This is a genomic window from Pseudomonas sp. SMV71 (genome assembly GCF_052042015.1).
Taxonomy (GTDB): domain Bacteria; phylum Pseudomonadota; class Gammaproteobacteria; order Pseudomonadales; family Pseudomonadaceae; genus Aquipseudomonas.
Map to the genome: position 1 here is coordinate 1 of NZ_JBKGGU010000011.1, position 14,082 is coordinate 14,082.

Sequence of the window (14,082 nt, forward strand, 5' to 3'; positions counted from 1 at the left end):
TTGCGCGCAACGCGCCATGCCTGGCGCACCAATAAAAAACCCGTCGGCGTCGCGAAACGCCGACGGGTTGTTTGAGACGGTTACTGGGGCAGGTCGACCGACGGCGCGCTCGAGACCATCGGAGCCGAGGTATTCGGAACGGCGACCTCTACCGGCAGGCCGTCTTCGGCAGCCACCACATCCCGCACCACATCCCAGTTCATGCGCAGGTTGCTGGTGATGTCCTCACGCTTGAGCATCGCATTGATCACTGCGGTGTGCTTGTCCACCACCGATGGGTTGCCCTTGTCGTCCACCGGGGTGTGGGCTTCCAGGTAAACCTTGCCACCGCTCAAGCCCAGCTTGTAAGGATCATTGATGATCCGCACCGGCGTCCCCACTGGCACCATGCTGGCCATTTCCAGCACGTTGTTGTTGAACATGCGGAAACAGCCATGGCTGGTGCGCATACCGATGCCGAACTTCTTGTTCGACCCGTGGATGAGATAACCCGGGGTACCCAGGGTGAACTTGAACGGACCCAGCGGGTTATCAGGCCCGGCCGGCACCACGCTCGGCAGAATGTCGCCGTCGGCGGCATGTTCGGCCCGGATTGACGCTGGCGGAGTCCAGGTCGGGTTCGGCGTCTTGGCGATAATACTGGTGCGAGCGATTGGCGACCCCCAGCCTTCACGACCAATCCCCAGCGGGAACGTGTAAACCACGTTTCGCCCCTTGGGGAAATAGTAGAGACGATACTCGGCAAGGTTGATCACGATTCCTTCGCGCGGGCCCGGTGGCAGGATGAAACGGGTCGGCAACACAATCTCCGTGCCGGCGCCCGGCAGCCACGGGTCGACACCCGGGTTGGCGGCGACCATCTCGGTATATCCCAGGTCATAGGTCGTACCCAGGTCGGCGAAAGTGTCTTCGTATTTGGCCTTGATGACCTGCACCTGGCCGACTATGTCTTCACCCGGCGGCGGCAGGGGCAGCTCCAGTGCTGCAACGGGACCCGCCATACACAGGGCGGCTAGAGACAGGCAGCGGGCGACGGCAGGCAAGCGCGGCAACATCCGGGAAATCCTTCGCAGGTCGAACAGAGGTATGAAGACGACGATTGTACACCGCAGCCTGTTATTTCGGGGAGGGCGACGATGGCGTGTCCGATGTGCAGCAACTTTGAACAGTCTGCGCAATGGACCGGGCGCGCCCAGAAGTGGCATCCACCACAAATCCCCCGTGGAAGCACAATGCTGCGCCACTTGAGGCCTGTCGATTCACTGTGGCGAGGGAGCTTGCTCCCGCTGGGCTGCGTAGCAGCCCCCAACGCTTGGGACCGCTGCGCGCTCCAGCGGGAGCAAGCTCCCTCGCCACGGATTCAGTGACATCTTGAGTGAACAGCATTATCTGTGGGAGCGGCTTGGTGATTACAACTCGAACCGCAACTCCGGCCAGATCGGCGAGGTGCCACGTTTCTGGGATTCGAGGATCGCCCGGCACAACGAGCAAAGCCGATGATCCTGGAAAATCCGTCGATCGACGCTCGACCAACGCGGCTGGGCCGGCAAGAGGCTGCCGCAGAGGGTCCGGTCAGCCGAGCCGCCGAGCTCCAATTGCCGCGTCACCAGGTGTACCCGTACTTCCTGGCAGGCGAACAGATCCAGCTGTTCGTCAGGCTCGATCAGTTGGTAGGCAAACAGGGACCAGGCAGGACGCGGCATCGGGGGCTCCAAATCGGGGGCGCCACATTAGCCGAAAGCCTGCCGCTAGAAAAGCGTCAAAGCAGCGGTTTGAGCGTCGGCCAGACATTTTCCAGCAACTTGCCCTGGGCGGCGACGGACGGGTGCAATCCGTCGCCTTGCATCATCCCCGGAATGCCCCCGACATCCTTGAGGAAAAACGGCACCAACGGCACGTCCTTCTCCTCGGCCAGGGTGCTGTAGACCTTGGCAAACGCATCGGTGTAGCGCCGCCCGTAATTGGGGGGCAACTGCATGCCCAACAGCAATACCTTGGCACCGCTGGCGCGGGAGCTGTCGATCATCGCTGCAAGGTTTTGTTGCAATTGTGTTGGCGGCTGTCCGCGCAAGCCATCGTTGCCTCCCAACTCGAGGATAACCAGGTCCGGCTTATGGGCTGCAAGCAGCGCTGGCAGCCGCGCCTGGCCTCCGGCACTGGTGTCGCCACTGATGGACGCATTGACCACCTTATCGTCAAAACCCTCGGCCTTGAGCCGTTGTTCGAGCAACGACACCCAGCCTTGCCGGGTATCCAGGCCGAAAGCCGCGCTGATACTATCGCCAACGATCAGGACTGTACCCGCCGCTGCGTTCTGGACCATGCACATCAAGGCCAGGCCGGCACTCAAAAACCACACACGCATCGGATTCTCCATGGGCTCAAGCATTCTCACCGCGACGGACCTTAGCAAAGTGGTCTCCAGCGCGGAAGGTGAACTGACCATCCTGCACGAACTCAGCCTGGAACTGAACAAAGGCGACAGCCTGGCGATCGTCGGTGCCTCCGGTTCCGGCAAATCCACCCTGCTGGGCCTGCTGGCCGGCCTGGACCTGCCCAGCAGCGGTGAAGTGACACTGGCCGGCCAGGCCCTCAGCGCGCTGGATGAAGACCAGCGGGCACGGATTCGCGCCGAGCATGTCGGTTTCGTCTTCCAGTCATTCCAGTTGCTCGACAGCCTCAACGCGCTGGAAAACGTCATGCTGCCGCTGGAACTGGACGGGCGCAGCGATGCCCGCGAACGCGCCACCGAACTGCTGCAACGGGTCGGCCTGGGCCAGCGCCTGACCCACTCGCCCCGCCAGCTTTCCGGAGGCGAGCAGCAACGCGTGGCGATTGCCCGCGCCTTTGCCGCCGAGCCCGATGTGCTGTTTGCCGACGAACCCACCGGCAACCTCGACAGCCACACCGGCGAGCGCATCAGCGACCTTCTGTTCGAGCTGAACAAAGAAAGCGGCACGACCCTGGTGCTGGTCACCCATGATGAACGCCTGGCCCATCGCTGCCGGCGCCTGATCCGACTTGAAGCCGGCCAGATGGTCGCGCCCTTGGAGCCTTGATGGCACGCTTGCCGCTGTTGCGCCTGTTCAGTCTTGCTGTCCGTCAATTGCTGCGCGATGCCCGCGCCGGCGAATTACGAGTGCTGTTCTTCGCCCTGCTGGTGGCGGTGGCGGCAAGTACCGCCATTGGTTACTTCGGCGCCCGTCTCAATGGTGCGATGATGATGCGCGCCACCGAATTCCTCGGTGCCGACCTGCTGCTCGAAGGCAGCTCGCCCGCTCGCCCGGAACAGATCCGCAGCGGCACCGAACTGGGCCTGGAACACGCCCGGGTGGTGGAGTTCTCCAGCGTCGTAGCCACCGACAATGGCATCCAGCTTTCCAGCGTCAAGGCGGCCGATGACATCTACCCGTTGCGCGGGGAACTCAAGAGCGCCCCTGCTCCGTTCGCCCCGGAAGAAACCGGCGGACGACCTAACCCTGGTGAGGCCTGGGTCGAAGCTCGGCTGTTGACCGCCCTGGATCTGAAGATTGGCGACAGCATCGATATCGGCAACCAGACCCTGCGCCTGAGCCGAGTGTTGACCTATGAGCCGGATCGCGCCGGCAACTTCTACAGCCTCACGCCACGGGTCCTGATCAACCTCAAGGACCTGGACGCCACTGGCGTGGTGCAACCCGGCAGCCGCGTCAGCTATCGCGACCTCTGGCGCGGCCCGGCGTCGGCCTTGCAAACCTATCGAGACTTGATCAAGCCCGGCCTGGAGCCCAACCAGCGCCTGCAGGATGCCCGTGATGGCAACCGGCAAATCGGCGGGGCCCTGGGCAAGGCCGAGCGCTACCTGAACATGGCCAGCCTGGTGGCGGTATTGCTGTCGGGGGTTGCCGTCGCACTCTCGGCCAACCGTTTCGCCACCCGACGATTCGACGCCAGCGCGCTGCTGCGCTGCCTGGGCCTGTCGCGTCGGGAAGCCATGGTGCTGTTCAGCCTGCAACTGACCGTTCTGGGCCTGTTGGCCAGTATCAGCGGGGCCCTGCTCGGCTGGATCGCCCAGTTGGGCCTGTTTGCGCTGCTGCATGACCTGTTGCCCACCAATGTTCCGCCGGGCGGCCTGCTGCCGGCTGTCGCCGGGATCGGCACCGGCCTGGTGGCGCTGGCCGGGTTTGCCCTGCCACCCTTGGCCGCGCTAGGCCGGGTGCCGCCCTTGCGGGTGCTGCGCCGAGACATGTTGCCGATCCCTTCCAGCACCTGGGTGGTCTACGGTGCTGCGCTGGGTGCGCTCGGCCTGATCATGTGGCGCCTGAGCCTGGACCTGGTCCTCACCTTCGCATTGTTGGGTGGCGGCGTCGTTGCCGCGCTGGTGCTCGGTGGCCTGCTATTGCTGCTGCTTCAAAGCCTGCGCCGGATGCTGGCTCGCGCTTCCTTGCCCTGGCGCCTGGGCCTCGGCCAACTGCTGCGTCACCCGTTGGCGGCCGCCGGCCAAGCCTTGGCGTTCGGTCTGATCCTGTTATCCATGGCGCTGATCGCGCTGCTGCGAGGTGAGTTGCTGGACACCTGGCAAAACCAATTGCCAAAAAACGCGCCGAATTACTTCGCCCTGAACATTCTCCCCAACGACAAGCAGGCCTTCACCGACAAGCTGTTGGCGTTGTCGGCGCAATCGGCGCCGCTCTACCCTGTGGTACCGGGGCGACTGATCAGCATCAACGGCGAGCCGGCCAGCGAATTTGTCACCAAGGATTCGGCGGGAGACCGCGCATTGCAACGGGACCTGAGCCTGACCTGGGCCGCAGACTTGCCGGCGGGCAACGTCGTGACGGCAGGCACCTGGTGGCCGCAGCAACCACCCGACGATATCCCGGGGGTTTCAGTGGAAGGCAAGGTGGCCGAAAATCTCAAGATCAAATTGGGTGACCGGCTGATCTTCAGCGTGGGTGGGGTGAACCGCGAAGCGAAGGTCACCAGCCTGCGAGAGATCAACTGGGACAACTTCCAGCCTAACTTCTTCATGATCTTCCAGCCGGGTACGCTCAAAGATCTACCGGCGACGTACCTGACCAGCTTTTACCTGGCGGCGGGCCACGACCAGCAGATCGTCGAGCTGTCCCGAGCCTTTCCGGCCGTAACGATTCTGCAAGTCGAAGCCCTGCTCGAACAGCTGCGCAGCATCCTGGCCCAGGTCACGCTGGCCGTGGAATACGTGCTGCTGTTTGTGCTGGCGGCGGGGATGGCCGTGCTGTTCTCGGGTCTGCAAGCGACGCTCGACGAGCGGATTCGCCAAGGCGCGCTGCTGCGCGCCCTGGGCGCCGAACGGCCGTTGCTAGTCAGGGCCCGACGCATCGAGTTCGGCCTGCTGGGTGCGGTCAGTGGTTTGCTCGCCGCCCTGGGCTCGGAACTGGTCAGCCTGGTGCTCTACCGCTACGCCTTCGACCTGCCCTGGCACCCGCATCCGTGGCTGCTGGTATTGCCGCTGCTGGGCGCGTTGTTGATCGGCGCAGCCGGGGTGTTCGGAACCCGTCGGGCACTCAATGCCAGCCCGCTGACAGTGCTGCGCGAGGGTTGATAGACTGGAGGCGTCGCTATTACAAGAAGTTGCCATGAGTCGTTATCGCCCACCCCGCACCGCTGGCACCGCGCTGATCACCCCGGAAGGTGAAGCGCGGATGCGCGCCGAATTCCATGAACTGTGGCACGTGCGTCGCCCTCAAGTGACCCAGGCGGTCAGCGAGGCGGCGGCCCAGGGTGATCGTTCGGAAAACGCCGAGTACACCTACGGCAAGAAAATGCTCCGGGAAATCGACAGCCGCGTGCGTTTCCTTACCAAGCGCCTTGAAGCGCTCAAGGTCGTCAGCGAAAAACCCAGCGATCCGAACAAGGTGTACTTCGGCGCCTGGGTCACGGTGGAGGATGAGGACGGCAAGGAGTCGCGCTATCGCATCGTCGGCCCGGACGAACTGGATCTGAAGCAGAACCTGATCAGCATCGATTCGCCCCTGGCTCGGGCGCTGATTGGCAAGGCCCTGGACGCCGAAGTCCGCGTCCAGACGCCAACCGGGGAAAAGCTGGTCTATATCGTGGATATCACGTACCCGTAACTGGCGTCCATTGCGACGGCCAGGCGGCTCAACGGCGGGTGATCAACCCCTGCCGGGCGATACGGGTCAATTGCCGGATCATTTCAGGAGCGTCCGCCGCGCTGGGGCACTGGATGACGGCCAGGTCGAAACTGTCGCTGGCAAAACGTGCCAGGGACTCACCGTCTTCGACAAACTGGATCAGAAAAGCAGCAGGTCCGTGATGGCGGCGCGGCCAGCCGTCGAGGTAGCGCAAGAGTGTTGGCTGGTGAGTACCGCCCAGGAGAATCTTCGGATTGCGTTGCACAAGGTTCGCCGTGATCGGCGCAAGACGTACAAGGGGGCTGGGTGCGTTCATCGTGACGTGTCTCTGCCTCAAAAGTCTGCATGGCAGGTGAGAGGCAACACCGAACCAGCGCTTTAGCGGTATTTCGAAGCCGGCTCCATGGCTTCTATCGGCAACTGTAGGAGTTACCTGGCGCCCCGCAAGTAGCTGTTTAAATCGGCGCATGGGTGGGAATCGTAGAGAAGCCGGGCCGTGGGTGTCAAGAATCGGCTTCTTCAAAAAGAAAACGGCGCTGCCCCTCTCAGGACCCGCGCCGTTTTCCCGCCGATCAAACTCAGCCAGCGATGGCCCGATCCACCGAAAGCTTCCCTGCCCCTTCGATCAGGACCGCGATGCTCCCCGCCAGCAATGCCAAGGCAAACTCATAGCCATTATTGGCCATGAACAATCCGTTACCGATGTGCACCGAAAAAATCGCCACCAGCGACAGAAAAGCCAAGCCCAGCGCCGCAGGACGGGCAAGCAGGCCGATGATCAACGCCAGCCCGGCGAAAAACTCGGTACCGCCGGCCAATGTCGCCATCACATAGCCTGGGGTCAGGCCGATGCTTTCCATCCACTGCGCCGTTCCGGCGAGGCCGTAGCCACCGAACAGGCCGAAGAGTTTCTGCGAACCGTGGGCGGCGAAAATGACGCCTACGACGATGCGCAGGACGGTCAGGCCATAACCGGCGCGGGTAAACAGTACTTTATTGATCGACGAATTCATGTGTATGCATCCCTGGGTGTGTGGTTGTTGGTCGCCATATTAATCAATCAATCTGGTTATAAAAGCGCGAAATATCTGACATACCAATCGATATATTCGATTATTTACGCAAAGCCACTTTTTGTTCCTGCGGTTCCAGCGTTTCGCGCTCCCGATCGAAGGCCAGGTAGTATTTGTTCACGCTGTTAACGTAGCTGACGGCGCCCATTCCCACTTGCTCCATGGCAATTCGTTCAACCTGAAAGAACCACTGGTTGGGGTTCAATCCGCGACGCCGGGCTTCGGCCCGCATGCCTTGGACGCGCTCTGGCCCCATGTTGTAGGCGGCCAGGACAAAGGCCATGCGTTCGCGCTCGTTGAGCTTGGGGCTGGCGAAGAACTTGCGACGGATCATGGCCAAGTACTTGGCGCCGGCCTGCACATTGGCGTCCAGGTTCTGGATGTTGTCGACGCCCACGCGCTGGGCCGCCGACGGGGTAATCTGCATCAGACCAGTGGGCCCACCGCCGCCGCGGGCGCTGGGTTGCAACGCTGATTCCTTGAAAGCCAGCGCCGCCAGGTTGAGCCAGTCCATGCCTTGGGCGTCGGCATGTTTCTGCAGCACCGGGCGCAGTTTTTCCAGGCGCTGGCGATCAGCCCGGGCCAGGGGATAGTGAACCTGGTACAAGCGGCGATAAATGCGCAGGAACGCGGCATCCTCGTTAGCCGGTACCTTGTAGGCCGCCAGGAATCGGTCGATGCTTGCCCGCAACATGGCGGCGTCGCGACGCACGAACCAATATTCGTCGCCCGGCTCGCCAATCAGCACCTGACGGTCGAGCCGCAGTTTAGGGAGGATCTTGCTCCACCGTTCAGCGATGGGCTGCTCGACAATGGTCAGGTGAAAAATCCCACCCTGGACCATTTCCAGCACGTCCTCCACAGCCAGGGTCGGGTCGACCCATTCGACCTTCACCGGCGGCAACTTGAGCAACGCCAGTTTCTGGTTGATCTGGCTCACCGCGTCCCCCGCCGCACTGCCATTGGGCAGGGCCAGGGTCTTGCCGGAGAGCTGCTCCACGCGCGTATAGCGTTTCTCGCCCTTGATACCGACCAACAGCAACGGCACGTCGGTGCGGATCGGATCACTGGCACTGACCGCATAACCGGCCTGGGGTTCGAGCAACTCACCGGGCGCCACCAGATCGCCCTCCCCGCGCTGCAACGCGCCGAGCAGTTGATCCTTGGCTTTGGGAATGATCTTGAGGGTGATTTCCTGGCCATCCCGGGCGTGGCCGTTGAGGTACTGTTCGAAAGCCCGCAACCGGTGATATTCGACGCCAATGGGCTGGCCCTGGACTTCACCGGAGCTGTTGCGACTCTGGTTGACCAACACCTTGAGTACCCGACTGCTGCGGATCTGCGCCAGATCGCGCACCGTACCCGGCGCCACTGCCTGTACCGGGCCAGGCAGGCGCGCTTCGGCCGGCATCGGCAACAGCAGCGAACAACACAACAGTAGCAACACCTGGGGACGTGCCATCCACTCTCCGGAAGGAACACTGCTGCCCCTCCTGACAGAAAAAGAATGGGGAGCAACAGAAACAGAGCGCCTTGGGGCGCTGAAAAGTGCGAAAGACTGGCACAGTGATGGCTTTTATACCAACCCGACCTGTCTCGCGGCCTCAACAGACAGCCACAACTCGTTGTAGTTCTTGGCTTTTCTTATAAATCTACAGCTCTGATATGCTTTCCGGCCTTCGGGCCGAGGTAGAACCATGCAACTCATTGATATCGGCGTCAACCTGACCAACCCCAGTTTCGCGGATAAACACCAGGCGGTGCTTGAGCGTGCCCATGAATCCGGGGTCTGCCAACTGGTCCTGACCGGCACCAGCATCGAGGGCAGCGAGCAGGCTCTGGAGCTGTGCCAGCACCTCGATCACACCGGTCAACGGCTGTTTTGCACCGCCGGCATTCATCCTCATAGCGCGAGCGAATGGACCACCGACAGCGCCAGGCACCTCAAGGATCTGCTGACCCAGGACCGGGTCCGAGCGGTGGGTGAATGCGGGTTGGATTTCAATCGCGACTTCTCTCCCAGGCCGCAGCAGGAAAAAGTTCTGGAAGAACATCTTGCCCTGGCAGTCCAGTTGCAGCGGCCGGTCTTTCTTCATGAACGCGACGCCGATCAGCGCCTGCTGGAAATCCTGCGTGATTTTCGCGATCGGTTGCCGGCGGCGGTCGTGCATTGCTTTACCGGGGAAAAAAAGGCGCTGTTCAGCTACCTCGACCTGGACCTGCACATCGGCATTACCGGCTGGATCTGCGACGAGCGCCGGGGCACGCATCTACACCCGCTGGTGCGCGAGATCCCCCGCGGTCGGCTGATGCTTGAAAGCGATGCGCCCTACCTGCTGCCACGTACGCTGCGGCCCAAGCCAAAGAACGGCCGGAACGAACCGGCCTACCTGACAGAGGTGCTGCGCGAAGTGGCGTTGCATCGGGGCGAAACCCCGCAAGACCTGGCGGCCCATAGCACCGCATGCGCACGGGCGTTTTTTGGGTTGCCCACCGTATCCTGATCGACGAAAACCGGTGGGAGCGAGCCTGCTCGCGATAGCGGTGGGTCAGTTGCACATATCTCGACTGACACACCGCTATCGCGAACAGGCTCGCTCGCACAGGTGGTTTTGCGGTGTCTGTTGACCCACATCAACACCCCGGCCCATGGCTAGCGGCACAATAATGGCACCTTGCCAAAACTGTTTCCGCTATCAGAGAAGACCTACCATGGGTGCCTGGCTTAGCAATATCTCGCTGAAGTACAAATTCTGGGCGGTCAATGCGGTCGCCTTTGTCACCACCCTGCTGCTGGTGCTCTATGCGGTGCACCTGGAACAACAGGCACGCAACCAGGCGGTCCAGGCGAATGCCCAGGCGCAGGCGCGCCTGCTTCGGAACTGGCCTGCTGGACAGCCCTTGCCCAAGGCCGATGAGCTGCTGATCTATCGGCGCGATCAAATCCCCACCTTCAAAGACCAGCCGTTGCCGTCGCTGGCCCAGGCCGATGGCTGGGTCGTGCTCGATTCCACACTTTTGTTCGGCGTAGATCCACTGCTGGGCGCAGAAGTCATCCGTCGCGACGACAACCAACAGCTCGCGGTGCTAGCCCGTGGTGTCAGCCTGGGCCAGGTATTTGGAGAACGCTTCAGCCAATATGCGGTGGCCGTGTTCGTACTGATGCTGGCGATGCTCGGTGCATCGCAATTGTTGATCCGATTTTTGCTCAGCCAACTCAATACGTTGAAGGATGTGATGCTGCACGTGGAGCAGACCGGCGACCTGGCCGCCCGCGTGCCGCTGGCGTGCAAGGACGAAGTGGGCCAGATGGCAGCGGCATTCAACGCCATGCAGGCCGGTTATCAACGCGTGGTCGACACCGTCGCCAGCACGGCCCGCCAGTTGGACACAGGCGCCGCGCGCCTGGCGTCGAGCATGAGCGAGGTGCGTCACGGCATGCTTGGCCAGCAGAGCGAAACCGACCAGGCCGCCACGGCAATCAATCAGATGTCCGCCACGGTTCATCACATCGCCCAGCACGCCGGCGCTACCCGCGACCTGTCGAAGGCCGCCGACACCTTGGCGGGCAACGGCCATGAAGTGGTCAACCGCGTGCAGCAATCGATTTCCGGGCTGTCATCAGGCGTGCAACAGACCGCCGAAATGATCCAACGCCTGGCCGAAGACAGCCAGAAAATCAACGGCGTGGTCAGTGTGATCCACAGCATCGCCGAGCAGACCAACCTGCTGGCCTTGAACGCGGCCATCGAGGCAGCGCGGGCCGGTGAAATGGGCCGGGGCTTTGCCGTGGTGGCCGATGAGGTGCGCAACCTGGCCAAACGGGTCCAGGCCTCCACCGATGAAATTACCACCATGGTCTCGGCGCTCCAGGCCGGTACCCGGGATGCGGTGGATTTCATGCAGGAAAGTTCGTACAAGGCCGACGACTGCGTGCAACAGGCTCGCGAAGCCGGCGAGGCGTTGGCGCAGATTGCCGGCGCGGTGGCACAGATGCGCGAGAGCAACACGCAGATTGCAGTCGCGGCCGAACAGCAGAGTCACGTCGCCGAGGAAATGAACCGAGCGGTGGTGAGCATTCGCGACGTGACCGAAAACACCGTGCGCCAGACGGTGGACTCGGCGACCACCAGCCATGACCTGGCGACCCTGGCGGGGGAATTGAACAAGGTGATCGGGCAGCTGCGACTTTAAAATATCTCCCCGTGATAGCGACACAGTTCCTGTGGCGAGGGAGCTTGCTCCCGCTGGGGTGCGAAGCGCCCCCTCTTGGCAGGCGCTCAGCAATCGGACATGCCTGACAGACAGTCAGGTCCGCTGCGCGGCCCAGCGGGAGCAAGCTCCCTCGCCACAAGAGCAATCCGTCATCGTCCAGACTATGGCCACCTATCACCTCGATAGCCAACCGTGATTCGCCGCCTCGTCGGGCCACGCCTATTCTTGGGTCATTCGATTTGATGAACTCAAGGATCCGCATCATGGGCAAACGTCATCCACACTTCCCGGCCTGGCAATGGCGCGTCGCGCCTCACATGTCGCGCCAGTCCGATCACCAGGTTGCTCAGCTGATGGCGGTACCGCTGTTTATCGTCGCGTTGCTGCTCATGGTTTCAGGGGTGTTCAGCCAGAGCCTGGCCGACGTCGCCATCGGTGTGATCGGCATGGCCGCTGCGTTCCGGTTGCAGCGCCATGAGCGTTTTGAACCTTAGGCGAAAATCGTCACTGTCTGGCGGCTCAAGGCAATCAGGCGGCCATCGGCACTCCAGAACTTTGCCGCGACATGGCCATAGCCGTCCTGGGCATGCTCGATCTCGGCGAGGTATTTACACCAATCCAACGTCGTCAGCTCAAGTAGCGGCTGGACAAACTCGATGGTCCAGGTGAGCGTGCTGCCCGGAGCCATTTGCGTAAGGTGCGGCAACAGCGCCGGGGGCCAGGCGTCCACCAATGCCAGGATATGAGGCTCGCTCAACGCCTCTTCCTTCACGTCGCCACGCAGGCGTACCCAGCCGCCCATGCTGCGCGATTTATTGCCTGTGAACGGCAAGCCGCCAATACTCCAGCGCATTGCCAGGTGACGCATGAACTCCGGCGTGGCGCCTTTGATGTAAGGCAGTTCCTGACATTGCTCCACGCTGGTGAATTCAGGCGCAGGATCGGCCTGCACCGCCACCACCGATGCACGCGACGCGCCGAAGCTGCCCTGCACCACAGTCACCACCTGACCGTTCTGCACCGCCCGCCCCAGTACCTGGCTCACCGCTTTGCCTTCACGCAGCACCTCGGCTTCGAAGGAAACAGGAACATCGGGTTCGACCGGGCCGACAAAAGTAATCGCCAACGAACGTATCGGGCGATCCGCCAGCACCTTCGCCCGCATTGCCTCGTATTGCAGCGCCGCCACCAACCCGCCAAAACTGGCGCGGCCCTGGCCCCACTCCGGCGCGATAGACACCGCCTCTGGCTGACGGCGCACGGCATCGATCAAATCGGAAAAGCGCATGATGACCTCGAAGACAGGGGGAGATGCGACGATCTTAACCAGCACGGGTCGACGGCACAGCGCTCATTCCGGCCAAAGAGGCGGACAGATAGGCCGCGATTTTTGAAACCACCCGCAATCCCTGTGGGAACGAGCCTGCTCCCACAGGTGTACAGCTGAAGGTTCAGGGCTTTTCGAAACAGCTCGCGATCAGCTTGTCCAGCACCCTGTCGGACTCAGCCTCGGCCTTTTGCATGGTGATCTGCCAGACCGGCACGCAGGGGCGCAGGTCGGTTTCCTCCGCAGCCCGGGCGAGCCATTGCCAGCAATCGTGCCAGTCGCCCAGCGCGCCCTGGGCCGACTTGAGCCGAGGCATGGCGGCTTTTGGCAGGCGGTCGAGTTCAGGGTAGGCCTCGATGGCATAGCGCACGCGCTTGATCAACAGACGCAACCGATGGCGGTCATGGGCTGGATCGCGCAGGGCTTTACCGAGTTTTTTCCATTGTTTGTCCAGGCGCTTTTCAATGCGCTTGCGCAATCCGTCGAGCAGCCCCTCGCGCTGGGCCGCGCGGATGAAGCGTGGGAACGCATCGAGGATCATCAGCAACTGCGCCAGCTCCGGGCTGCCCGCGACGGCAGGATAGGCGTCGGCCATTTGCGCCCGGCGCCGCTGCGCCGCTTCGGTCTTGCCGTGTTGCTCAAGGTAAGCCGCCAATACTTCTCGGTCGCGCAGAGGCGTGGTCAAGGTGCCTACCGCCGAAGCGGCTGTTTCCAGCTGCTCGACGCCGGGTAATCCGCGCAAGGGCCGAAGCAGGCTGCGCAGGCGACGAACCGTGGTGCGCAGGTCGTGCAGCGCTTCGCTGTCGGTGTGGGCATTCAAGCGGGCCTGGCAGGCCAACAGACGAACTTCAAGGCCCAATATGCGGGCCACTAGCCGATCGATCATGGGACGTACTCCGTACGCAGCTTCGAGCGTCAAGCTGCAAGCTTCAAGCAGGGAGCGATACGCCGTTACTTGTAGCTCGCAGCCAGTGGCTTGTCTCTGCCGTTATCGTCCTGCGCGAGATTCGCGGATGTAGAAACGCGCTTTCTCGGCTTTCTTGGTGCAGCCTTCAAAGGCTTCGAATTGTTGCTGGGTCTTGGCGCCGGTCAACAGCGACAAGGCCTTGGAGTAACTCACGGTACCGGCAAAACCTTCGGCCTTGGCCAAGTCCAGTTCATGCCAGGCGGCATCGAGTTGGCTGCCGCAACTGTCACGGTAGGCGGTTTTGCCGGCGCAACCGGCCAGGGCCAAAACCATCAGGGATGCCACCAGGGGCAGGCAGATCCGGGCTTTCATCGATTACACCTCAAGTCAGGTAAACAGTCGTGCTGGTAAGACGGTCCCGGCGGCAAAAAGTGCCTGGGCCGG

The 14,082-nt window shown here is 62.2% G+C and carries 14 protein-coding genes and 1 pseudogene; 6 read left to right on the forward strand and 9 right to left on the reverse strand.

Annotated features, from left to right (window positions below; all coding sequences use genetic code 11):
* Positions 1–80: 80 nt before the first annotated feature.
* The 3 genes from ACLEJQ_RS13030 to ACLEJQ_RS13040 form a co-directional block, all read right to left on the reverse strand.
* Positions 81–1,055 (reverse strand): L,D-transpeptidase family protein, encoded by a 975-nt coding sequence (locus tag ACLEJQ_RS13030; protein WP_440795549.1) that lies wholly within the window; start codon positions 1,053–1,055, stop codon positions 81–83.
* 354 nt (positions 1,056–1,409) lie between these two features.
* On the reverse strand, positions 1,410–1,703 hold the full coding sequence (locus ACLEJQ_RS13035; RefSeq protein ID WP_042728326.1) for a hypothetical protein: 294 nt from the start codon (positions 1,701–1,703) through the stop codon (positions 1,410–1,412).
* 56 nt (positions 1,704–1,759) lie between these two features.
* A complete protein-coding gene (locus ACLEJQ_RS13040) occupies positions 1,760–2,365 on the reverse strand; it encodes an arylesterase (RefSeq protein WP_440795551.1) in 606 nt (201 codons plus the stop codon).
* 10 nt (positions 2,366–2,375) lie between these two features.
* On the opposite strand from ACLEJQ_RS13040, the gene ACLEJQ_RS13045 reads away from it, so the two are divergent.
* From ACLEJQ_RS13045 to greB, 3 genes are read left to right on the forward strand one after another with little or no spacing between them, the layout of a single operon-like run.
* Positions 2,376–3,059 (forward strand): ABC transporter ATP-binding protein, encoded by a 684-nt coding sequence (locus tag ACLEJQ_RS13045; RefSeq protein WP_440795553.1) that lies wholly within the window; start codon positions 2,376–2,378, stop codon positions 3,057–3,059.
* Positions 3,059–5,563: an ABC transporter permease gene (locus tag ACLEJQ_RS13050; RefSeq protein WP_440795555.1), complete on the forward strand. Its 2,505-nt coding sequence runs from the start codon at positions 3,059–3,061 to the stop codon at positions 5,561–5,563. The genes ACLEJQ_RS13045 and ACLEJQ_RS13050 overlap by 1 nt, the downstream gene beginning before the upstream one ends.
* 34 nt (positions 5,564–5,597) lie before the next feature.
* Positions 5,598–6,095, forward strand: coding sequence for a transcription elongation factor GreB (gene greB / locus ACLEJQ_RS13055; RefSeq protein WP_440795556.1), 498 nt, complete (start codon positions 5,598–5,600; stop codon positions 6,093–6,095).
* Positions 6,096–6,123: 28 nt separating this feature from the next.
* Here the strand turns inward: greB and ACLEJQ_RS13060 are convergent, their stop codons facing one another.
* From ACLEJQ_RS13060 to ACLEJQ_RS13070, 3 genes are all read right to left on the reverse strand, one after another.
* On the reverse strand, positions 6,124–6,432 hold the full coding sequence (locus ACLEJQ_RS13060) for a class I SAM-dependent methyltransferase (RefSeq protein WP_440795558.1): 309 nt from the start codon (positions 6,430–6,432) through the stop codon (positions 6,124–6,126).
* A gap of 262 nt (positions 6,433–6,694) precedes the next feature.
* Positions 6,695–7,129, reverse strand: a complete 435-nt coding sequence (locus ACLEJQ_RS13065; RefSeq protein ID WP_440795560.1) for a DoxX family protein — start codon at positions 7,127–7,129, stop codon at positions 6,695–6,697.
* Positions 7,130–7,229: 100 nt separating this feature from the next.
* Positions 7,230–8,651 carry a transglycosylase SLT domain-containing protein gene (locus ACLEJQ_RS13070; protein ID WP_440795562.1) on the reverse strand — a complete coding sequence of 474 codons (1,422 nt, stop codon included), beginning with the start codon at positions 8,649–8,651 and terminating at the stop codon, positions 7,230–7,232.
* 235 nt (positions 8,652–8,886) lie between these two features.
* Between ACLEJQ_RS13070 and ACLEJQ_RS13075 the strand changes: the two genes are divergently transcribed.
* From ACLEJQ_RS13075 to ACLEJQ_RS13085, 3 genes and pseudogenes are all read left to right on the forward strand, one after another.
* On the forward strand, positions 8,887–9,693 hold the full coding sequence (locus tag ACLEJQ_RS13075) for a TatD family hydrolase (RefSeq protein ID WP_440795564.1): 807 nt from the start codon (positions 8,887–8,889) through the stop codon (positions 9,691–9,693).
* Between the two features lie 208 nt (positions 9,694–9,901).
* Positions 9,902–11,383 (forward strand): methyl-accepting chemotaxis protein, encoded by a 1,482-nt coding sequence (locus tag ACLEJQ_RS13080; RefSeq protein WP_440795566.1) that lies wholly within the window; start codon positions 9,902–9,904, stop codon positions 11,381–11,383.
* Between the two features lie 284 nt (positions 11,384–11,667).
* Positions 11,668–11,880, forward strand: a pseudogene (locus ACLEJQ_RS13085) (terminase); the annotation flags it as partial.
* Positions 11,881–11,894: 14 nt separating this feature from the next.
* Here ACLEJQ_RS13085 and ACLEJQ_RS13090 read toward each other — a convergent pair.
* The 3 genes from ACLEJQ_RS13090 to ACLEJQ_RS13100 all read right to left on the reverse strand — a co-directional run bounded on the left by ACLEJQ_RS13090 (position 11,895) and on the right by ACLEJQ_RS13100 (position 14,010).
* Positions 11,895–12,692 (reverse strand): acyl-CoA thioesterase, encoded by a 798-nt coding sequence (locus ACLEJQ_RS13090; RefSeq protein WP_440795568.1) that lies wholly within the window; start codon positions 12,690–12,692, stop codon positions 11,895–11,897.
* A gap of 163 nt (positions 12,693–12,855) precedes the next feature.
* Positions 12,856–13,617: a CHAD domain-containing protein gene (locus ACLEJQ_RS13095; RefSeq protein ID WP_440795570.1), complete on the reverse strand. Its 762-nt coding sequence runs from the start codon at positions 13,615–13,617 to the stop codon at positions 12,856–12,858.
* Between the two features lie 102 nt (positions 13,618–13,719).
* A complete protein-coding gene (locus ACLEJQ_RS13100; RefSeq protein WP_440795572.1) occupies positions 13,720–14,010 on the reverse strand; it encodes a hypothetical protein in 291 nt (96 codons plus the stop codon).
* Positions 14,011–14,082 lie beyond the last annotated feature (72 nt).